Raw genomic sequence first — 21,540 nt, forward strand, 5'->3', positions numbered from 1 at the left:
GACCTACACGAAATCCGGTAGCGGCCGCCCACTAGGCTCAATGGTCATGATCGACCTTCGATTCCTGCGGGAAAACCCGGATGTGGTCCGTGCGTCGCAGCGAGCTCGCGGTGAGGACCCCTCCCTGGTGGATGCCCTGCTCGAGGCGGATGCCGCCCGCCGCGCCGCGGTCGCGACGGCCGACAATCTGCGCGCCGAGCAGAAGGCCCTGGGCAAGAAGGTCGGCAAGGCTTCCCAGGACGAGCGTCCGGCGCTGCTGCAGCTGGGGCAGGAGCTGTCGGCGAAGGTGAAGGAGGCCGAGGCGGCCGAGACCGCCGCGGACGCCGACCTCGACGCCGCCCAGCGCGCGCTGTCGAATGTGGTGCAGGAGGGCGCGCCCGCCGGCGGCGAGGACGACTACGTCGTGCTCGAGACGGTCGGCACGCCGCGCGAATTCGATTTCGAGCCCAAGGATCACCTGGACCTGGGTGAGTCGCTCGGCGTGATCGACATGGAGCGCGGCGCGAAGGTGTCGGGCTCGCGCTTCTACTTCCTCACCGGCAACGGCGCGCTGTTGCAACTGGCGCTGCTGCAACTGGCCGCGCAGAAGGCGGTGGCCAACGGATTCACCATGATGATCCCGCCGGTGCTGGTGCGTCCGGAGATCATGCAGGGCACCGGCTTCCTGGGTCAGCACGCCGCCGAGGTCTACCACCTCGAGGACGACGACCTGTACCTGGTCGGCACCTCGGAGGTGCCGCTGGCGGGCTATCACTCGGGCGAGATCCTGGATCTGAGCGAGGGCCCCAAGCGCTACGCCGGCTGGTCGTCGTGCTTCCGCCGGGAGGCGGGCAGCTACGGCAAGGACACCCGCGGCATCATCCGTGTGCACCAATTCGACAAGGTGGAGATGTTCGTCTACACCACCCCGGATCAGGCCGACGCCGAGCACCAGCGGCTGCTGGCCTGGGAGCGGGAGATGCTCGCCGCCATCGAGGTGCCCTACCGCGTCATCGATGTGGCCGCCGGCGACCTGGGCAGCTCGGCCGCCCGCAAATTCGATTGCGAGGCTTGGGTTCCCACCCAGGAGACCTATCGCGAGCTCACCTCGACCTCGAATTGCACGACGTTCCAGGCGCGCCGCCTGAACGTCCGGTACCGGGACGAGAACGGCAAGCCGCAGATCGCCGCCACGCTGAACGGCACCTTGGCCACGACCCGGTGGATTGTCGCTTTGCTGGAAAACCACCAGCAAGCCGATGGTTCGGTAAGGGTGCCCACTGCGCTGGTGCCTTTCGTCGGCACCGACGTGCTGGCACCGCGCTGAGTATTCGCTACTCGGCGTGGCTTATTCCGCCGGTTGTGTCTACTGCCGGGTTGGCTTGTGTCTAGGCTAGGCACCGTGCGAGGAATCGGGTCTCGCGGCGATACCCGGACCCGGGTACGGGCGGCATCGGCGCTGGCGACGGCAATGGTCATGGCTCGGACCACCGGGGCGTTCTACGTCATGGGCGGGGTCCTGGGCCTGGTTCTGACTGCGGTCGCTCCGGGTGACGAGGGCAATCGGCCGCTGGTTGGCGCGGCGGCGTTCGGGGCGCTGCTGTTGGGTATCAGCCTGCTGATCTGGGGTCCGCGGCTGCCGCATTCGGTGCACCACGCCTATGTGGCGACCGCCACCGTGCTGGTCACCATTGCGGTGCACTGGTTTCCGAACACGGTCGGCGCGATCAGTCTGGCGGCGTTCTATGTGTTCGTCGCGTGTGATGCCGCCATCTTCTTCTCCTGGCGGTGGCTGGGCGGGCATCTGGCGTTCGCGATCGCCTGCTGCCTGTGGGTGGTGCCGTCGCGCGGGCTGCCGTGGTGGTCGGGCATCATTCCGGCGGGCATCACCTTCGGAATCGGCATTGTGGTCGGCATTCTGACGCGCATGGCGTCGGACGCCGATATCGATGTGCTGACGGGTCTGCTGAACCGGCGCGGTTTCGATCGGGCGCTGAGCAATGCCATCGCGCACGCCACCCGGACCGGCCAGGGCCTGGCCCTGGTGCTGGTGGACCTGGACCGCTTCCAGAAGATCAACGACCATCTCGGGCATCGGGCCGGTGACGCCGTGCTGCAGCGGGTGGCCGACACCTGGGCGAAACTGCTTGCGCCGGAGCAGCGGCTGGCCCGCTACGGCGGTGACGCGTTCGCGCTGCTGCTGCCCGGCACCACCGAGCAGGCCGCGATCCTGCTGACCGAGGAGCTGCGCGCGGCCGTCACCACGGGCTGTTCCGCGGGTGTGACGTCCTGGCAGCCGGGTGAATCCGGGTCGCTGCTGGTGTCGCGCGCGGATGTGGGTCTGTACCGGGCCAAGCAGGCGGGCCGCAATCGCACGGTGCTGGAGTCGTCGCGGCAGCTGCCGCTGGCGGTGGAGCTGCGCGAGGCCATCGACCGCGGCACGCTGGACGTGCAGTACCAGCCGATCGTGAGTCTCACCGACGGCGCGACCCGGGCGGTCGGTGTGGAAGCCTTGCTGCGCTGGTCTTCTCACGCCCAGCCGGATGTGACCACCGAGGGCCTGATCCGGGTCGCCGAGGAATACGACCTCATCTCCGATCTGGACGAGCTGGTGCTGCGGCGGGCCTGCGCCGATGCCGCCCGGCTGCAGGAGACCTTCGCCCAGTTGGATCTGACGCTGAACGTCAATGTGAGCGGGCTGGAGCTGGCCGAAACCGAGTACGCGGACCGGGTTTCCGGCATCCTCGCGGAGACCGGCTGGCCCGCCGAGCAACTCGTGCTCGAGGTGACCGAGAGCGAGCTGGCCGCCGAGTCCGAGACGGCCATCGCGAACCTGCACAAGCTGCGTGAGTTCGGCGTCCGGATCGCCATCGACGATTTCGGCACCGGCTACTCCTCGCTGAGCCGTCTGGCCACGTTGCCGTCGGACATCCTCAAGGTGGACCAGTCCTTCGTGGCGTCAATCCAGTCGGATTCCCCGGCGCCACCGTTGCTGGGCGTGATCGCGGCGCTGAGCAAATCGCTCGACCTGCAGGTCATCGCCGAGGGTGTGGAGACCGAATACCAGGCCGCGGTGCTGACCGAGCTCGGTTTCGCGCTGGCCCAGGGCTATCACTACAGCGACTCGCACCCGGTGTCCGAGCTCATCAACGACCTCAATGACCGGAATGGCCTGGTCGGCGCTGCGGTGGCGGAGGGCGAGCCGTCCTCCAACGTCTGGATACCGATCGATAATCCGCTTGACGGTGGGGCGCCCGGCGCGCAGGGTTGATCCCATGCGGCTGCTCGTCTACGCCTGTTGATTTGTACTCCGTAGGGCTCTGTCCCGGGCACTCGCCGAGCGTGTGGGCCCGGCGCACGCGACACGCGGCCACCCCGGCTCGACCCGTGCACTGACGCTGCGGGCGATGCTGTTCGCCATCACGGCGGACCTGATCCCGCTCTACGCGATCTACGCCCTGCTGTTCGCCGATCACGGCCTGAACGCGGCGCAGATCTCGTCGCTCTTCGCCATCTGGTCCGCGACCTCCTTCCTGCTGGAGATCCCCTCCGGCGCCTGGGCCGACACGGTCTCACGGCGCGCCCTGCTCGTACTGTCGGGCGCCCTGCTGGCGGCGGGCTTCGCGGCGTGGACGCTGTACCCCTCCTACCTGGGATTCGCCCTGGGTTTCGTGCTGTGGGGTACTTCGGGCGCGCTCCGATCGGGCACCTTCGAGGCCCTGATTTACGACGATCTGCACGCCCGCGCGGACACCGCCGCGTACGCGCGGTTGCTGGGGTACCTCCGCGCCGGCGCCGAATCCGCCGCGCTCGCGGGCATTCTGGTGGCGGCCCCGCTCTACGCGTGGGGCGGCTACGCGCTGGTCGCCTGGTCCAGTGTCGCGATCGCCGTCGTGCACACTCTGACCGCGGCCCTGCTGCCCACCGCACCGAAGTCGGTCTCCGCGGCGGAGATCGACGATTTGGGAGAGGTGGACGAGGGCGTCGCGGATGCCGATGCTGCCGAACCAGCGCCGAAATCCAGTGGCTACCTGCCGAAATCCAGTGGCTACCTGACGATGTTGCGGACGGGCCTGCGAGAGGGCCTGCGCGTGCGGACGATTCGGCGCGGAGTCATCCTGGTGGCCCTGCTGAACGGCATCACCGCCTTCGACGAGTACTTCGCCCTGCTCGCCGATCACGCGGGCGCGGGCCCGTCGACGGCCGCGGTCCTGGTGGGCATCACGGTGGCCGGTGCGCTGGCCGGCGCGACCCTGGCGGGCCGCACCGAGGGCATTTCGGCGCGAGTCATGTCCGCGGCGCTGGTGGTGGCCGGTGTCCTGTTCATCGCCGGCGCGCTGCTCGCGGGCGCCGCCGCCCACCACCCGCAGGCGATGTATGTGCTCACGGCCGTGGGCTTTTCGGCCGTGGGCGTCGCCTACGGCATCGACTACAACGCCGACGTCCTCGCCTCGGCCCGTTTGCAGGACGCCATCGCGGGCCCGGCCCGTGCGACCGTCACCTCGGTCTCCGGTTTCGTCACCGAGATGATCGCCCTGCTGGTCTTCGCCTTCGCCGCGGTGGCCACCACCTGGCTGTCCCTGCCGCTCATGGTCGCCCTGCTGGGTGTTCCGCTGCTGCTGGCCGCGGCCCTCGTCCCGACCTGGCTACCAAACGCGGCATCCGGCCTCGAGGTGGGCGTCCGCGATTCGCAGCCTGCCGCCCAGGATCCCGGACAGGTCTGATCGGGTGGGTTGCCGGGTCGTGCTGCGCTGGAACGGGATCCGTACCCGGCGGGGCGCGGCGGGGCAGAGCGCCGCGCGACATGATCCGGTCGGTCGGTTCCGGGCCGGGGGTGGCGGGGACAATCGGGCGGTGGCGATGCGGCAATGGGTGGGATTCGGGTTCGGGGGTTCCATCGGCGCGGCCGTGGCCGTCCAGGCGCGGATCAATGGGGAGCTGGGACAGCGGCTGGGGGATGGGATCGCGGCGGCGACCATCAGTTTCGGGAGTGGACTGCTGATATTGGCCGTGGTGTTCGCGGCCAGTGGGCGGTTGCGGGCGGGTGTGGGGCGGGTGCGGGCCGCGCTCGATACGGGAGAACTGCACTGGTGGCAGCTGCTGGGTGGGCTGTCGGGCGCGTATTTCGTTGCGTGTCAGGGGCTCACGGTGGCGATCATCGGGGTGACGGCGTTCACGGTGGCGGCGGTGGCCGGGCAATTGGTGAGCAGCCTGGTGGTGGATCGGCTGGGCTGGGGGCCGAGCGGGCCGACACCGGTGACGGCGGGGCGGATCGGTGCCGCGGTGCTCGGCCTGGTCGCCGTGCTGCTGGCGGTGATCGGCCGGCGCGGCACCGGCACGGTCGGTGGGCATTCGGCGGCCTCGGTGCTGCTGGTAATCCTGCCGCTGATAGCCGGCTTACTGGTGGCCTGGCAGCAGGCGGTGAACGGCCGGGTCGGCGCGATCGGCAGCCCGCTGTCGGCGACCCTGGCCAATTTCGCGACCGGCACCGCGGCGCTGGTGGTCATCGAGGCGGGAGTGCTGGTGCGGCGCGGTGGATTCGGCCCGCTGCCGAGCGAGCCGTGGCTGTATCTCGGTGGGCTGATCGGGATTTCGTTCGTGGCGCTGGCGGTGGCGGTGGTGCGCTGGATCGGGGTGCTGCTGCTGGGATTGACCTCGGTGGCGGGCCAGCTGCTGGCGTCGGTGGTGCTGGATGTGGTCGCGCCGACCGGCACCGGGCTCTCCGCCCTCGCGGTGATCGGCTGTGCGCTCACCTTCGTGGCCGTGGCGGTCGCCGCCCGCTCCCGGACGTCGTGAGCGCCCCGCCGGAGGCCGTGGCCGTACCCGCCCCGATTCCGCCGCCACGCGGGTGAGTTATGTGTTTTCCGGCGTGGCGTCGAAAACTGTTCGGGTGATTTGTAATTCGCCGTCAATCTCGATGTGCAATGGTGCGGGAATGGCTATCGACTACTGGGTGTGGGTGGCGCGTCTGGTGCTGGCCGTCGTGTTCGGATTGTCGGCGTGGGGGAAATTCGCCGACGGCTCCGGGACGCGGATAGCGGTGGAGGAGTTCGGCATTCCCATCCCGTGGGTGCCCGCGGTCGCCTGGGGGTTGCCGGCGGTGGAGGCGGGCGTGGCGATCGCGGTGCTGCCGCCGAGGACCGCGGCCGGTGCGGCGCTGGTGGCGATTCTGCTGCTGGGCATGTTCACGGGCGCCGTGGTCCGGCTGCTGCGCCACGGAAAGCGCCCGGTCTGCTCGTGTTTCGGCGCCGGGAGCGCGGCGCCGATCGGCCGCGGGACGGTGTTCCGCAATATCGTGCTGATCCTGCTGGCGGGCCTGACCGTCGTCGCGACGCTGGCCGATCCGCAGGTGCCGGGCGCGTTGCCGATGGATCACGCGGTCGCGCTGGCGGTGGCCGCCGGGTTCGCGGCCGTGCTGGTCTCGCTGTGGGGCGAATTGCGTTCGCTGCGCCGCCGCCTGGAAGACCTGGAAACAATGCGGCCGATCCGCCGGGATCGGCCGCATTCAGCGGATCAGACCAGTTTCTTCGAACGCAGTTCGTGACCCTTGGACGTCTTGCAGCGACCCGATTCCAGGTCCCACTGCCAGCCGTGCAGGTTGCAGGTCAGGGTATTGCCCTCCACCACACCGAATTTCGAGAGGTCGGCCTTGAGGTGCGGGCAGCGGCGCTGCACCTCCCAGCCGTCGAGCTCGGTGGACGCGGAGTCGTCGTGCGCCTCGGCGAACCAGCCGTCGGCGTAGGCGATGCGCTCGTCGGTGAGGCATTTGAAGAAGGTGTAGAGGAATTCGTTGTATCCGCCGATGCGCCAGGTGGTGAAGCGCGTGGACAGGAAGATGGTGTTCACCCAGTCCGGTTCGTCGTCGCGCAGCACGGTGCGCACCAGCTGCGGGTCGATGCGGAATCCGTAGCGGTACTTGCCTTCTCCCTCGATGGGCGCGCGCACCACGCGCTTGGGGAAGTCGAGCACCACGGTCTCGTCGCCCATGACCAGGCCGACCGCGTAGCCGATGCCGTCGCAGATGAGGTCGCTCTGCGCCATGATCGGCTCGAACTTGGCCTGCAGCGCCGGCAGCAGCGGTTCACCCTCGGCCGGGGCCCAGGTCGCCTTCTCGGCGGCCAGCACCGGAGCCATACGCTGGGCCATGTCCTCGATGTAGGCGGCCTTGTCGCCGAAGATGGTGTCCGGGTCGACCGGGTGGGTGAGCGAATTCAGCTCCTTGCCGGTCAGATCCGCGGTCGAGCCGGGGATCATGAGCAGCCCGCCCTCGTTGCCGTGGATCTTCATCTGATCCAGGAAGACGATCTGGTCGGGGAAGATATTGCCCTCGTCGCCGCGGTCGTCGTTGAGGTAGCGCAGCTCGTCGTCCAGGAAGACCGGCGGGCCCGCGGACGGGACGATCCAGGTGGCCCCGACCTGCTCGATGTAGGAGCGGCAGCGGTCCATGCCGCGCTGGCGCTTCTGCTTGCCGAAGTTGGCCTTGGTCTTGGCGGGGATGTCGTAGACCATCGGGTACCAGATGGCGCCGGAGTACTGCAGCAGGTGGATGTCCACGTGCCCGAAGTTGTCGTGCAGCACGTCCATGTCGACCGGCCGCGCGTCGTTCATGTTGAAGCACACGGTTTCCCCGTCGGCGACGACCAGGGCGGAGTCGCCGATGGGGCCGTCGGCGGGCGCGCGCAACGCGATGATCATGATGTCCAGGTCCCCGCCGGGACCGGTGACGGTGGTCTTGACCGAGTTCTCGGTCTCCACGAACTTGGTGAAGCCGAGCTTCTCGAGTTCCCGCTTCAGGTCCGGCACCGGGTAGTCGGGCAGCAGGACGGTGGCGTCCTTGCTGACCTTCTCGGCGAGGAGCTTGGCGTCCCAGTGATCGCGGTGCAGGTGCGAGACATAGAGGAAATCGCAGTTGCCGAGCTCGTCCCAGTCCAGCTGGGTGTTGTCGGGGAACGGGAACCACGATCCGAAATAGGCCGGATTGACCCACGGATCGCACAGGATCGTTCCGGCAGCGGTTCTAATGTGGAATCCGGCGTGTCCGACGCTGGTGATCTGCACGAGCTTCATTCCTCCCTGACCGTTACCAGCCACCCACAGTACTGGCTAGCCGGAGACGTCGCCGATGCAGTAACCCTCGGAGCCCGACTTCAGGGTGTATATCTGCTTTGTCGGTATTCCCCCGCCGGTGGTGACCGGTACCGACACCGTGATGTACCCGCCGCGCGGCCACTCCGACTTGATGGACTGGTCCACGAAGGTCCTTACCGTTCCCGCCTTCGACGGGTTCACGGCCAGCGGGACACTGGCCGGTTTGCCGGTGCCGTCCGGATCCCAGGTTCGTCCCACGGCGCAGACCAGCGGATACGCGTCCTCCTGGTCACTGGGATGCAGCGGCTGACCGATAGAGCGAGAGAGGAAGCGCCGCACCGTGTGTCGCGCGTCGGCGTCATTGAACCCGAGCTCGCTCCCCGTCGGATAGACGTGCGGGCAGGCATACCCGGTGGCGATGTCCCGATCCTGCACGGTCACCGTCACCTCGGCGTTCTGCCAGGTCACGGCGTGTCCGCTGGAGACGCCCGGTCCGGTGAGCGCGTCGATGATGGCCTGCGGGTCCGCGTACATGCTGTGAATATTGGGCGGCGCCATGGTCCAGCACCGGTCGCCCAGTTCGTCCAGCTCCCTGTCCCGCAGATCGGCCGCCCACCGCGCCACCGCCGGCGCCGCCTCGGGCTTCCCCGGCACCGCCCCCACCCCACCGCTCGCCGCCGCGGTCGTGCTCGGGCTACCGGCGATCGAACTCGGCGCATCGTCGGCCGCGAAGTCCGTGCCCTCGATCCCGGCCTTCGCATCGCAGCCGCAGACCACGCAGACCACACCGACTATCAACGTCCCGAGCATCCCCTCGCGGAGTCGTGCACGCAGCGCTGTTCGGCCGTTTTCCACTCCTGCGAACCTCTTTCAGTGTCGAAAGGTCACATCAACTGAGAAGGTGTTGCCTGGATCACTGGATGCCGCGCGGGCAGCGACTAGGCTAGCGGAACTGTGGAACCCGTCTATTACCCCGTCATCGGCCTGGCCCGCACGATCTTCGCGCTGCAGGGCCTGAAGTTCACCGTCAAGGGCGACGAAAACATTCCGGCGACCGGTGGCGCGGTGATCGCGATCAACCACACCGGGTACATGGACTTCACCTACGCCGGTCTGCCCGCGCGCACCACCGGACGCTATGTCCGCTTCATGGCCAAGAAGGAAGTCTTCGACAATCCCATCTCCGGCCCGATCATGCGTGCCCTCAAGCACATTCCGGTGGACCGTGCGGCGGGTGCCGAGTCGTACCACGAGGCCGTCAACCGGCTGCGCGCCGGTGAACTGGTCGGCGTCTACCCCGAGGCCACCATCAGCCGCAGCTTCGAAATCAAGGCGTTCAAGTCCGGCGCGGCCCGGATGGCCATCGAGGCCGGCGTCCCCATCATCCCCATCGTCATCTGGGGCGCTCAGCGCGTGTGGACCAAGGGCTTCCCGAAGCGCCTGGGCCGCACCAACACCCCCATCTCCATCGCGGTCGGCAAGCCCATCCAGCCCTTCGAACCGGCATCGGCCCTCACCGACCAGCTTCACGCCACCATGTCCGACATGCTCCTGGACCTGCAGAAGGACTACATCCACGAGCCCGGCGCCTACTGGGTCCCCGCCCGCCTCGGCGGCAGCGCCCCCACCCTCGAAGAGGCCAACGCCATGGACGCCGCCGAAGCCGCCGAGAAGGCCGCCCGCCGCACCCAGACCGATTAGCCATTGCTACGGCCTGTCCCGGGGCGGAGCACTCCCGGGACGGGCCGTAGCACGTTCGGCGATCGCCTCATGTCCGCCGTGCCGTTTTCTTGATGCGTGCGCGTGTGTCGAATTTCTCGAAATAGCTCGTGTCGTCTGTTTTCCCGCGACGCAGGTGTGCGATCCCGAAGCGCTCGCCGTTCGACAGGGTGATTCCACGACTGGTGGCCCGGTCGATCAGGCACTCGATTGCTGCCCGTCCGGATACGCGAAAGCGCACCGCCGCAGTCGGTTTGGCCCAATCGGGCAGTTCGTTCACGACCGGGGGTCCTCCTCCCGGAGTTGCTCGCGCACCTCGAGCAGATGCCGCCGCAGCGCGCAGTCCGCCCTCCGGCAGGCGTCATTGTCGTGGGCTTGCAGGAGTGCGTCGAGGTCGCGATCCGAGAACACCACGTGTGCGGACGGTTTCGCGTGCCAGGGGAGCGCCTGCACCGGAATGTCTGGGCGGGGGCGCTCCTGCTGCGCGGGTCAGCTCGGATCGGAGCCGCGAACGGCCGGAAGCCAGGTAGCCGTGGCCGCCGCCACCAGGGTGGCGGCCACGAAGGCCATCGATCCGCCGCCCGCCACGTACACCCACAACAGGCCCGCGAACGGTCCGACGACCGCGGACTGCGCGTCCAGCAATAGCCTGCGCCCGGTCCCGGTCCGGTCGATCGCCTCGGGATCCGGCCGCGCCGGATTGTCGATCAGCCGCCCCACCGGCTCCGAATCCCGCAGTCGCCCGGAGGGATACACCCGCAGCTGGCCGACACGTACTGTGCGCCCGGCCAATTCGGCCGTGTCCGGTGTGAGCGTCACCAGCCCCGGGTCGAAATACACCGGCAGCCACAGGTCTCTCCCGCCGATCGTGAACTCCAGCCACGACCGGCTCACCAGCCGATGCTGCTGCCGCACCCGCCGCACCGCGACCTCGCGACCGTCCTCGGTGCTGGGCAGTCCGGCGGTCGGATACCCGAGCGCAACCGCGAACCGGAACCCGGTGTAGCCCAGGATGATCACGGCCACGGTGACCAGCATCGCCACCTGCTCCGGATCAGCGAACGGGACCCAGGCGAGGGTGATCGCCAGGGTCCCGATCGTCACGAGCGCCGGATAGGCCAGGGGGTGGCCCGTCCGGAGAATCACTTGAGGAAGCCGATTTTGGTGTAGTCGAGGCTGGCCAGACCGGCCGCGCCGTAATTGGCGAGGTTGGCGCGGACGGCGACATTGCCGGGGGACTGCATGAGCGGCATCGAGTGGCCCTCCGCGAATACCTGCTTGTCGACCTGGTTGGCCAGCTCGATCGCCTTGTCGGGGTCGAGTTCGGAGACGGTCTTCTCGATCAGGTCGTTGAGCTCGGGCGAGCCGATACGCCCGTAGTTGCCCTGGATGTCACCGGGGTGGTAGCCCCAGATCTGGTCGAGGCTGCCGAGCGGGAACAGGTCGCCGACCCAGCTCCAAAAAGCGATATCGAAATCGCCGGGCTGGATGACCTTGGTGAAGTAGTCCTGGCCGGGCTTGGTGTCGATGGTGAGCTTCACGCCGATCGAGGACAGATTCTGCTGCATGATCTGCGCCATCTGCACCCAGGTGTCGTCGTTGTACATGACGTCGCGTATCTCGAGCTTGCGCCCGTCCTTCTCCCGGGTGCCGCCGCCGGCGGGCACCTTCCAGCCGAGATCGTCGAGCTCCTTGGCGGCCTCGGTGGGGTCGAAGGCGGGCGCGTTGTCCTGGTAGCCCTTCTGCCCGGCCATGTAGATGTGGTTGTTCAGCGGTTTCGGGTCGTTCACCAGACCGCTCTGGATCGCGGTCGCGATGCCCTGCCGGTCGACGGCCTTGCTGATGGCCACCCGCAGCTTGGGGTCGGCGAGGATCGATCCGGGCGCACCGTTGAAGGTGAAGTGCGACCACTGGTTACCGGGCGCGCGGCGGATGGCGACGCCCTCGGTGCCCTGCGCGGTCTTGAGATCGTCGCGGCTGCCGATGCCGACGGCGTCGATCTCGTTGTTCTGCAGTGCCGGGATGGTGGCCTGCGCGTTGAGCACGCTGAACGTGATGGTGTCCAGCTTCGGCGTCGCGCCCCACCATTTCGGATTGTGGCCCAGCACGATTCGGCCCTGACCGCGGTCGGTGGACTGCACGATGAACGGGCCGGCGGTCACCCCGATGGCGTCGACGAAGCCCTTGTTGAAGGCCTCCGGCGTCGCGGTCATGGTCTTGGGATAGAGGAAGCTGTTACCCGCGAACTGCCCCTTCCACTCCGCGAAGTGCTTGTTGAAAGTGACGATGGCCTGCCGGTCGTCGACCCCCCGCTCGACCTTCTCGACCCGGTCGAAGCCCTGGCTGTTGGCGATCAGGTAGTCCTTGTTCTTGCCGCTGAGCGCATTGGCCTGGGAGGCGACGTCCTCCCACGTGATCGGCGTGCCGTCGGACCACACCGCCTTCGGATTGATCGTGTAGGTGACCTGCTGCGGATTCGTGTTCGTCAGCTGCACATCGGTGAAGTAGTTGGTATCGACCGACAGATTGCCCGCCGCGTCGGAGACGAACGCGCGCGGCATCATGGACCGCTCGATACCCGTGATCTCGCTATCGTTGCCGTCGATGTTCAGCGTGTTCCAGTTCGCCGGATACGCCGAGATGGCCAGCCGCAGATTGCCGCCGTCCTTCAGGTCCGCGACATCGTGCGGATTGATATCGCTGGTGGTGCCGAGTTCGGCCTTGCCCTGCGGCGCGGTGCCGTCGTCACCGCCACCGCATCCGGTCGCAACCACCGCCACGGCGACCAGTGGGACCGCGAGTTTCAAGCCGATCGAGCGAATCCTCACCGGTTGCTCCTTCCGTCGAAGTTCTGCTGGAACACTCTCCGCCCCTATCCCGAAACGACCGGGACCGGAACGGCGTCGATGAGGGCGCGGGTGTACTCGTGCCGAGGATCGCTGAAAACCTGCTCGGCCGCACCGTATTCGACGATCTCACCGCGGTACATGACGGCGATGTCGTGCGCGAGATTGCGCACCACCGACAGATCGTGCGAGACGAACAGGTAGGACAGTCCACGCTCGGCCTGCAGGTCGCGCAACAGATTCAGCACCCCGGCCTGGATCGAGACATCCAGCGAGGACACCGGCTCGTCGAGCACCAGGATCTCCGGATCCAGGGCGAGCGCCCGCGCGATATTGATGCGCTGCTTCTGCCCACCGGAGAAATCGGCCGGATAGCGGTCCGAGTGTTCGGGGCGCAGGCCCACCAGGTTCAGCAATTCTTTGACCCGGCGCCGGATCTCGTCCTGCGGGCGGCCGTCGATACGCAACGGCTCGGCGAGCGTGTCGGAGATCGGCAGCCGGGGATCCAGCGAGGACGACGGATCCTGGAACACGATCTGCAGCTTGCGCCGGATCTCGCGCCGCCGGGCCTTGGTGAGGGTGGCGACATCGCTGCCCAGCACCTCGATGCGGCCGCTCTCCGGTGCGATGAGGTCCATAATCTGGGTCAGCGTCGTCGATTTCCCGGAGCCGGATTCGCCGACCAGCGCCAGCGTGCGACCCGATTTGATCTCGAAGCTGACGCCGTCCACCGCCTTCACCTCGCCCTTGCGGCGTTTGAAGACCACACCGGAGGTGATAGGGAAGGTTTTCCTCAGGTCCGAAACCCGGAGCACCACTTGCTCATCGGTGGGGATCGGGGTTTCGGCGGACGGCACCTCGCGGCGATAGGCCGCGAAGAGGTCCGCGGTGCCGACCTCGGCGACGCGAATGCAGGCGGCCCGATGTCCGGGTTCGGTGTCCTGCAGGGGAGGTTCCGCCGCGTGGCAGTCGTCCACCGCGACCGGGCAGCGCGGCGCGAACGGGCAGCCGGGCGGCAGCGCGTGCATGGCCGGCGGTGCGCCGACGATGGGTACCAGCGGCGCGCGGGCCGGACCGTCCAGTCGCGGGATGGAACCCAGCAGACCCACCGTGTACGGCATCCGCGGCGCGTTGAAAAGATCCGTGGTGCGCGCGGTTTCGATGATTCGGCCGGCGTACATGACGGCGACCCGATCGGCCAGCGTGGCCGCGATGCCCATGTCGTGGGTGATGAAGACGACGCCCGCGCCGGTGATGTCGCGGGCCTTGCGCAGCAGGTTCAGGATCTGCTTCTGCACGGTGACGTCGAGCGCCGTGGTCGGCTCGTCGCAGATGATGAGCTCGGGATCGTTGGCGATGGCGATGGCGATCACCACGCGCTGGCGCATGCCGCCGGAGAACTCGTGCGGGAAGGCCTTGGCGCGCAGCGCCGCATCGGGGATGCCGACCAGGTCGAGCAGTTCCACCGCCCGTTGGGCGGCCTCGCTCTTGCTCATCTTGCCGTGTGCCAGCAGGGCTTCGGCGATCTGGTCGCCGACCCGGTACACCGGCGTCAGCGCCGAGAGCGGGTCCTGGAAGACCATCGAGATCTTGCTGCCGCGCAGCGTGGACAGCTGCCGATCGCCCATGCCGAGCAGTTCCTGCCCGCGCAGCCGGATGGATCCCTGCACCCGGGCCTGATCCGGCAGCAGTCCCATGATCGCCAGGGACGACACCGATTTGCCGGAGCCGGACTCCCCGACGATGGCCAGGACCTCGCCGTCCTGCACGGTGTAATTCACCCCGCGCACCGCCTCGACGCGACCCTCTTCGCTGGGGAAGCTCACCCGCAGATCGGAGACCTCGAGCAGCGGCGCGGTGGTGGTCCGAGTGGTCTTGTCGGTCATGCCGCGGCCTTTCCGGCGGGTTTCTTATCGGCCACCCGGTCCTTGCGGCGCGATCGCGCATGCCCCGCGCTCGGGTCGAAGGCATCGCGCAGACCGTCGCCGGCCAGGAAGGTGCACAGCACGGTCAGGATCAGGAATCCACCCGAGAAGAGGAACAGCCACGGGTATGTAAGTGCCGATTTGGTGCCGGCGGCGATCAGTGTGCCCAGTGACACGTCGGGCGGCTGCACACCGAATCCCAGGTAGCTCAGGCCGGTCTCGCCCATGATCGCCGCGCCGACCGCGAGGGTGGTGTCGATGATCAGGAAGGAGGCGACGTTCGGGATGATGTGGGTGGTGATGACCGTCCAGGTGGACGCGCCCATATAGCGTGCGGCCCTGACGAATTCACGCTCGCGCAGGCTCAGCGTGAGTCCGCGCACGATGCGCGCGCTTATCATCCAGCCGAAGCCGCCCAGGAGCAGGATGAGCAGCACGATGCTGCCGCTGCCTTTCGCGCGCGGTGCGAAGAGCGCGACGATGATGAAACTGGGGATGACCAGCAGCAGGTCCACCAGCCACATGATCGCCAGATCGGTCCAGCCGCCCAGCAATCCGGCCACCGATCCGGTGAACGCCGCGATCAGGGCGGATATGAAGGCCACCGCGAAGCCGATGATCAATGACTTCTGCAGGCCGCGCAGGGTCTGGGCGAGGACATCCTGGCCGATCTGGTTGGTGCCGAAGGGATGCCGTGCGCTGGGCGGCTTGAGCAGCGCCGTGTAATCGAGCTGCTGGTAGTCGTATTTCAGGAAAGGCGGCAGCGCGAAGGCGAGGATCAGCATCAGGATCAGGATCGCCAACCCGGTCACTGCGGGCTTGTTGCGCAGGAAGCGCCGCACCACCAGCTTGCGGCGGCCCGCGGCCATCGGCTCGGGAGCGCCCTGGGCGATGAGTTCGGTTTCGGTCATCACGCACGCACCCTGGGGTCGAGAATTGCGGTGACGATGTCGGACAGCAACCCGGACAACAGGATCACCAGCGCGACGAACCCGGTGATGGTCACCACCGGATACAGGTCCTGGGCGGTGATCGAGTCGACCAGCCACTCACCGACGCCGTGCCAGCCGAAGATCTTCTCCACGAAGGCCGTACCGGTGATGAGCGCGCCGAAGCTGTACGCGAACAGCGTCGCCATGGGAATGAGCGCGGTGCGCAGTCCGTGCTTGTACAACGCCCGGGAGCGGGTGAGGCCCTTCGCCCGCGCGGTCCGGATGAAGTCGTTCTGGAGGACGTCGAGCATGGCGGCGCGCTGGTAGCGGCTGTACCCGGCGGCCGCGCTGAGAATCAGGGCCCCCGTGGGAACGATCATGTGCTGCAGGCGGTCGACGAACTGATTCCAGGCTCCGTGGACCGCGTTCGCCGAGGTCTCGCCGGTGTAGTAGAAGATCTGCTGCCCGGTGGCCGTATTGATCTCGTACGCACCGTATTTCAACAGTGTCGCGAGCAGGAACACCGGTGTGCTGATGATCAGCAGCGAGAGCACCGTGGTCAGGTAGTCACTGAACTTGTACTGCCGGATCGCTCCGGCCGCGCCGATCAGCACACCGAGAATCGTGCCGATGATCGAGCCGACCAGGACGAGTCGCAGGCTGACCCCGATGCGCCGCGGCAGTTCCTGGTTCACGGGCTGCCCCGCCAGCGTCTTGCCGAAGTCGCCGTGCGTGACGATGCCGCCGACCCACTCGGCATAGCGCTGCGGGATCGGCACATTCAGTTTCAGCTCATCGCGTTTGGCGTCGATCACCGACTGCGGTGGGCGCGGATTGCGATGCTCGAGGCTGTCGAGCGGGCGAAAGGTGAGGGACGCGAGACCGAAGGCAAGGAACGACGCCAGCACCAGCAGCACGACATAGTTCAGCGCACGTCGCAGCAGAAAACCGGCCATCATGCCCTTTCGGGGTCGAGTTCTGACCCCAGATCATAGGGACAGGACGGGGTGAACGCGGGCTACGGAGGGGAGACGCCCCGGCAATCCGTGTGTTATTGCCGACGGCTCTCCGGGGGCCGGTGCGGGAGCGTCGCAACGAGATGGGGGTCCGGAAGGTCTCGTTTGTACGGCAGCGCCCGGAATCCACGGGCGCACCGGTCGCGGCTCGAGGCAGGATGGAGTAGGTGACGCTCTTTCACCTGCCCAAACCCAAGATGGTCGCCTCCGACGTGGACGGCACGCTCATCGACCACCGTGAGCAGGTGAGCGCCCGTACGAAGGCCGCGATCAATGCCCTCATCGCGGACGGGGTGCCGTTCGTGCTCGCCACCGGAAGGCCCCCGCGCTGGATCGATCCGGTCGTCGACGGGCTCGGCTTCGCGCCGCTGTGCGTGTGCGGCAACGGTGCGGTCATCTACGACAGCGCCGCGGACCGGGTGCTGGATACTCGCGTCCTGGATATCGAAACCCTCACCTGGGCCGCCGATCTCGCCGAGCGCCTGCTGCCGGGCTGCGGTCTGGCCGCCGAACGGGTGGGCTCCAGCGCGCACGACGCGGCCACCCCGCAGTTCGTCAGCTCGCCCGAGTACGAGCACGCCTGGCTGAACCCCGACGACACGCAGGTCTCGCGCGCCGAGGTCATCTCCGCGCCCGCCATCAAGATGCTGATCCGCCTGCCCGGCGCCACCAGCGCGGATATGCGCGCCGCACTGGACCCGCACCTGGCCGGGCGCGCCGACCTCACCTATTCCACCGACAACGGCCTGATCGAACTCTCCGCACCCGGCGTCTCGAAGGCGACGGGTCTCGCGACCATCGCCCAGCGTCTCGGTGTCCAGCACAGCTCCCTCATCGCCTTCGGTGACATGCCCAACGACGTCCCCATGCTGCTGATGGCGGGTCACGGCGTCGCCATGGCCAACGCCCACGCCGAGGCCATCGCGGCCGCCGACGAGGTGGCGCCCTCCAATATCGAGGACGGCGTCGCCCGCACCCTCGAACGCTGGTGGTCCTGAACAAGATCAGGGAGCTCTCACAGCGGCATCCGGACCGCGGTGAGAGCTCCCTGACTCGCATATCTAGTTGGGTGCCGTCGCTGGGATAGGGGCGGCCTGGGGCGTGCCCGGCGCAGGGATGGACTTGCCCGGGATGGGGTCCTGGACCGCGCCGTAGTTCTTCAGGACGGTGGTGACGATCCCGGTGAGCTTGTTGAAGATCAGGGCGCCGTTCTGGAAGTCGGTGCGGACGCCGTCCGGAACCGGGTATTCGTTGCTGGTGGGCAGGCCGAGAAGCCCGGTGCCCGCGCCCAATTGCAGAAAGCGCTCCAGGATCTTGCCGACCACCGAGAAGATCTGACCCGTCGGCGAGGAATACACGTACCCATTGGTGAACTGGCCGTACTGACCGCCGTCGGCCAGGGTGATCGGTTCCGCTTTCGGTTGTCCCAGTAGACCGTTCGCGCCGCCCTGATCGTTCCAGTAGCGGGCGACCGGGCTGCGGTCGAGCATGTTCAGGATCTTCTGGGTGAGGTCGGCCAGGGCGGCCAGATCCGCCTGGTCGCCGGCGTCGGGGGCCGGAGCGGGGCCGGCCTGCGGATTGCCCGCGTTCTGGCCGGGACGGACCCGCGCCGGACCGGGCTGCTCGGGCGCGTCGGTGCTGCCCGCGACGTCCTCGGCGATCTGCCGGATCTTGTCCATCAGGGCATAGGCGGCGTCACCCGGGCAGGTGGTGTTGCCGACATCGCGGTGCGCGAAGATGTTCGGCAGCTTGACCGCTTGTCCCAGAGCGTATTTCGTGTAGTCGCTGCCCTCGGAGTACATGGTGGTCTGGCCCTCGGGATCGATGCCCGCCACCTTGGCGCGCCAGCCGATGTACTTGCCGATCGCCTGGATGGAGACGTCGGTGGGCGCCTCGTCCTCGTAGTCGCCCATCAGCGCGACACCGGCGGTATTGATATTGAAGCCGCCCGCGTGCGCGCCCTCGACCGGCTTGTCCAGCCCGCCGTAGCGGCCCTCGAAGATCTGCCCGTACTTGTCGACCAGCGCGTTGTAGCCAATGTCGCACCAGCCCAGCGTCTTCGCGTGATACGAGTAGATGGCGCGCACGATGCCCGCGGACTCGGCCTTGGTGTAGTCGTTGCGACCGGCGGTGTGGTGCACCGTGATCGCGTTGACTGCGTCGTCGTAGGTGGGTTCCTCGCAGCGCAGCGATTCGTCCGCACCCCACTGCGCGCGGGTGATCACCTTGGGCCCGCCGCCCGGCAGTGGCGCGGCCACCGCGGAGAGGTTCTCGTCGATGGTGCCGCGGCCCGGATCGATCAGCACCGCGGCCAGCTTCTCCAGATTGACCTGCGCCGGATCGGCCGAGCGGTCGTCGAGGGGCGTGGATTCGACGGGCGCGGCGGCCGGCTTGCGGGTCACCAGCATCTGCACGGTCTTGGTGTTGCCGACGTAGATCGGCTCGGTGCCGGTGCGCTTGCCCGGCGCTGGATGGTCCTTGCCGTTCTCGGTTTCGGCGTCGTACCAGGGTCCCCAGGTGCCGTCGGGGCGCTGGGCGCGGAGCTTGGTGGTGGTGCCGGCCAGATCCGTCGCGGTCAGCGCGACCATGCTGAACGGGGTGTCCCGGGTCAGCTCCTTGACCTGCGCGCCGACCTTGTCGACCAGGTCGGTGGGGACCGCGCCGGCGTTCAGCGCGGGGGTCCGTAGGTCACCGGTGAGACCGGGTACCGGGCGCGGGCCCGGGGCGGCCGGGTTGTCGGCGGTCGGAATGGGAGCCGGGACGGCGGAATCGGCTGGGGCGGCAGGTGTTCGGCTGCCCGGAGCCGGAGTAGGTGCTGGGGTCGTACTGCCCGGCGCCGGTGTGACGGCGGGAGTTGCTGGGGCGGAGGGGGTTTGGGTGGCCGTCGGCGCTGGAACTTCGGGCCCGGGCTCGGCGATGAAGCCGGGCACGCCCGGGGCGGTCTTCCGGGCGGAGCCAGGGGGGACAGGGTTGGCGTTGGGGAGCGAACCCGGCACCGTGGGGCGGGTGGAGCGCGGCGCGGGCCCGCCGGGCTGCTGCGAGTCGTTGAGTCGCGGTAGGGGGATCTCGGTGGGTAGTTGAACGCCCGGAATGAGATCCGGCGGGATCTGAATCGACCTGGGCAGCGGCAGCATGCGCAGATCGGACAGCCGCAGATCGGGCAGGTCCAGCCCGGTCAGCTCGCGCAGCGGCAGCACGATGTCGGGCACCGAGTCCAGGGCGACTTCGGCCATTTGTGCAGGTATAGCTGCCAGATTGCTTTCATCCGCGTTCCGGACATCCCGGGAATCGCTCAGCGCCAGAATGCCGACGGGAGCGGACAGCGCGAGGACGGTGATGACCGGGAGCGTATAGGCAGGTCTCGGTTTGCGATACGGCACAACAGTCTCCCATTCAGGTAAATCCGTCTAAGCGCGCCCGGAGCTCGAGCTTGCTACTTGGCGCATCAACGATCACACTAGTCCCTACTGTCACATTCCCTAGACGTATGGTTGAGGCTTAGTTTTTGAGTAACTCGAATGTAGCTTCGGCTCTCGACAGAACGGGTATGACATGCCGAACGGGTACCTAGCCGAGCGCCGTAGAAGGCGCGGTCTGCTCACCCTGTCCCTCATCGTCGCGGCTACCACCGGCGGCACCGCCCTGCTGGTCTGGGCCTGGCCCGACAATTCCTTCCTCTTCACCGCCGGCGCCGGTCACGGCCGCGGCCTGAGCCAGAACGGCGCCTTCGACAAGGCGGCCGCCGGTTGGAACGCCGACCGCATCCTGGCCAACTACTACGCAGGCGCCGACCTGGCCGAGATCGGCCAGACCACGGTCCGCGTCCGCCTCATGGAGCAGGACGACAAGACCCTCGACCTCGCCTCCGACTCCGTCTTCTACGTCGCCGGCCGCCGTGTCATCCCCGGCCAGGCCGCGCATCTGACGCCCACCGCCGCCGGCGCCGACGTCACCATCACCCAGGGCTGCGACGGCGACACCCTCTGGGAGGGCAATACCGACGACCCGTGGGCCTACCCGGTCACCGACGGCACCGACCGTCCCGCCGGCGAGCAGCTCGAGATCTGCGGCGGCAACGCCTACCGCGGTGTCCTCGGCGTGGCCCTGGACAACGGCTCCCCCCGCACCGTCAACGAGGTCGATCTCGACGACTACCTCAAGGGTGTGGTCCCCGCCGAGATGGTCGCCGGCTGGGCCGACAAGGGCGGCACCGAGGCGCTGCGCGCCCAGGCCATCGCCGCCCGCTCCTACGCCCTCGCCGAGGAGCGCTACTCCTACGCCCAGACCTGCGACACCGAGGACTGCCAGATGTACCTCGGCACCGACAAGGAAGACCCTCGCACCACCGACGCCGTCGAGGCCACCTCCGGTCGAATCCTGGTGCGCGACAACCGCATCCTCCGCGCCGAATACTCCGCCGCCCCTGACGGCGGCCTCCCGACCCCGGCCTCCGCCATGGAAGTCGGCCCCGCCCTCTCCGACTTCCCTGCCGCCACCCCCGAACTCCCCTTCCCCAACCCGCAGTCACCTCAAACCCAGCCCACCCCAACAGAATCCGACCCCACCACGCCCGTCTCTCCAGACGCCGCCACTCCGGTCCCCGCGACCCCGGACGCGGCACTCCCGACCTACACCGACCCGACCAAAACCACCCCGGTCACCCAAACCCCCGCCACCCCAGGCAATTCCACCCCGGCCACCCCGATCCACCCCGCCCCCGAAAACCGCACCCGACTCAACATCCCCCTCCCTTCCCCCGGCAGCGCCGACCCCAACTCCATCCTCGCCAACCCCCGACCAGCCCCATCCCCCGCCGGCGCCCTCAACCCGGCAATCCCCACCGCAACCCCGTCCCCCCGAACCACCTCCACCCCAACCCCACCCACCTCCCCGTCCCCGGTCCCCGCCTACGCCCCAGCACAGCCGACGGCTCCTGCACTGGTGAACCAATCTCCGGAATAGTTGGCACGAATAGTCATTGTCAACTTGTCTGCTGTCACTTCTGATCTGCACCTCAGTGGCGCGAAATGCAGGA

At 68.0% G+C, this 21,540-nt stretch carries 18 protein-coding genes; 8 read left to right on the forward strand and 10 right to left on the reverse strand.

The window, feature by feature from the left end:
- Positions 1–46: 46 nt before the first annotated feature.
- From serS to ON33_RS37795, 5 genes are all read left to right on the forward strand, one after another.
- Positions 47–1,306 (forward strand): serine--tRNA ligase, encoded by a 1,260-nt coding sequence (gene serS, locus ON33_RS00275; RefSeq protein ID WP_040853629.1) that lies wholly within the window; start codon positions 47–49, stop codon positions 1,304–1,306.
- A 150-nt stretch (positions 1,307–1,456) separates the two neighbouring features.
- Complete coding sequence (locus ON33_RS00280) at positions 1,457–3,250, forward strand: putative bifunctional diguanylate cyclase/phosphodiesterase (RefSeq protein WP_245550238.1); 1,794 nt, start codon at positions 1,457–1,459, stop codon at positions 3,248–3,250.
- Between the two features lie 136 nt (positions 3,251–3,386).
- Positions 3,387–4,703, forward strand: a complete 1,317-nt coding sequence (locus ON33_RS00285) for an MFS transporter (protein ID WP_063710913.1) — start codon at positions 3,387–3,389, stop codon at positions 4,701–4,703.
- A 136-nt stretch (positions 4,704–4,839) separates the two neighbouring features.
- Positions 4,840–5,775, forward strand: coding sequence for a DMT family transporter (locus tag ON33_RS00290; protein WP_040853636.1), 936 nt, complete (start codon positions 4,840–4,842; stop codon positions 5,773–5,775).
- A gap of 139 nt (positions 5,776–5,914) precedes the next feature.
- Positions 5,915–6,523: a MauE/DoxX family redox-associated membrane protein gene (locus tag ON33_RS37795; RefSeq protein WP_051151473.1), complete on the forward strand. Its 609-nt coding sequence runs from the start codon at positions 5,915–5,917 to the stop codon at positions 6,521–6,523.
- Here the strand turns inward: ON33_RS37795 and ON33_RS00300 are convergent.
- Together ON33_RS00300 and ON33_RS00305 are read right to left on the reverse strand one after the other, a co-directional pair.
- On the reverse strand, positions 6,493–8,037 hold the full coding sequence (locus ON33_RS00300) for a Rieske 2Fe-2S domain-containing protein (protein ID WP_040853641.1): 1,545 nt from the start codon (positions 8,035–8,037) through the stop codon (positions 6,493–6,495). The two genes, ON33_RS37795 and ON33_RS00300, sit on opposite strands and share 31 nt — an antisense overlap.
- Before the next feature lie 45 nt (positions 8,038–8,082).
- Complete coding sequence (locus tag ON33_RS00305; RefSeq protein ID WP_157184347.1) at positions 8,083–8,922, reverse strand: hypothetical protein; 840 nt, start codon at positions 8,920–8,922, stop codon at positions 8,083–8,085.
- Between the two features lie 99 nt (positions 8,923–9,021).
- Here ON33_RS00305 and ON33_RS00310 point away from each other — a divergent pair, with 99 nt between their 5' ends.
- On the forward strand, positions 9,022–9,768 hold the full coding sequence (locus tag ON33_RS00310; RefSeq protein ID WP_040853562.1) for a lysophospholipid acyltransferase family protein: 747 nt from the start codon (positions 9,022–9,024) through the stop codon (positions 9,766–9,768).
- 67 nt (positions 9,769–9,835) lie between these two features.
- On the opposite strand, the gene ON33_RS00315 is transcribed toward ON33_RS00310, so the two are convergent.
- From ON33_RS00315 to ON33_RS00340, 7 genes are all read right to left on the reverse strand, one after another.
- On the reverse strand, positions 9,836–10,066 hold the full coding sequence (locus ON33_RS00315) for a hypothetical protein (RefSeq protein WP_040853564.1): 231 nt from the start codon (positions 10,064–10,066) through the stop codon (positions 9,836–9,838).
- Entirely contained in the window at positions 10,063–10,200 is a 138-nt protein-coding gene (locus ON33_RS40805) for a hypothetical protein (RefSeq protein ID WP_157184348.1), read from the reverse strand. Before ON33_RS40805 ends, ON33_RS00315 begins: the two co-directional genes overlap by 4 nt.
- Before the next feature lie 75 nt (positions 10,201–10,275).
- Positions 10,276–10,932 (reverse strand): hypothetical protein, encoded by a 657-nt coding sequence (locus tag ON33_RS00320; RefSeq protein ID WP_174391460.1) that lies wholly within the window; start codon positions 10,930–10,932, stop codon positions 10,276–10,278.
- Complete coding sequence (locus ON33_RS00325; RefSeq protein ID WP_040853567.1) at positions 10,929–12,614, reverse strand: ABC transporter family substrate-binding protein; 1,686 nt, start codon at positions 12,612–12,614, stop codon at positions 10,929–10,931. The genes ON33_RS00320 and ON33_RS00325 overlap by 4 nt, the downstream gene beginning before the upstream one ends.
- A gap of 44 nt (positions 12,615–12,658) precedes the next feature.
- Entirely contained in the window at positions 12,659–14,518 is a 1,860-nt protein-coding gene (locus ON33_RS00330) for an ABC transporter ATP-binding protein (protein ID WP_051151475.1), read from the reverse strand.
- On the reverse strand, positions 14,515–15,468 hold the full coding sequence (locus tag ON33_RS00335; protein ID WP_040853569.1) for an ABC transporter permease: 954 nt from the start codon (positions 15,466–15,468) through the stop codon (positions 14,515–14,517). Before ON33_RS00335 ends, ON33_RS00330 begins: the two co-directional genes overlap by 4 nt.
- Entirely contained in the window at positions 15,468–16,445 is a 978-nt protein-coding gene (locus ON33_RS00340) for an ABC transporter permease (RefSeq protein WP_040853644.1), read from the reverse strand. The genes ON33_RS00335 and ON33_RS00340 overlap by 1 nt, the downstream gene beginning before the upstream one ends.
- A gap of 257 nt (positions 16,446–16,702) precedes the next feature.
- On the opposite strand from ON33_RS00340, the gene ON33_RS00345 reads away from it, so the two are divergent.
- Positions 16,703–17,503: a Cof-type HAD-IIB family hydrolase gene (locus ON33_RS00345; RefSeq protein ID WP_040853646.1), complete on the forward strand. Its 801-nt coding sequence runs from the start codon at positions 16,703–16,705 to the stop codon at positions 17,501–17,503.
- A 63-nt stretch (positions 17,504–17,566) separates the two neighbouring features.
- On the opposite strand, the gene ON33_RS00350 is transcribed toward ON33_RS00345, so the two are convergent.
- Complete coding sequence (locus tag ON33_RS00350; RefSeq protein ID WP_051151476.1) at positions 17,567–19,738, reverse strand: N-acetylmuramoyl-L-alanine amidase; 2,172 nt, start codon at positions 19,736–19,738, stop codon at positions 17,567–17,569.
- 319 nt (positions 19,739–20,057) lie between these two features.
- Here ON33_RS00350 and ON33_RS37800 point away from each other — a divergent pair, with 319 nt between their 5' ends.
- On the forward strand, positions 20,058–21,467 hold the full coding sequence (locus ON33_RS37800; protein ID WP_051151477.1) for a SpoIID/LytB domain-containing protein: 1,410 nt from the start codon (positions 20,058–20,060) through the stop codon (positions 21,465–21,467).
- Positions 21,468–21,540 lie beyond the last annotated feature (73 nt).

The sequence above is a fragment of the Nocardia niigatensis NBRC 100131 genome (genome assembly GCF_000308655.1).
Taxonomy (GTDB): Bacteria; Actinomycetota; Actinomycetes; order Mycobacteriales; family Mycobacteriaceae; genus Nocardia; species Nocardia niigatensis.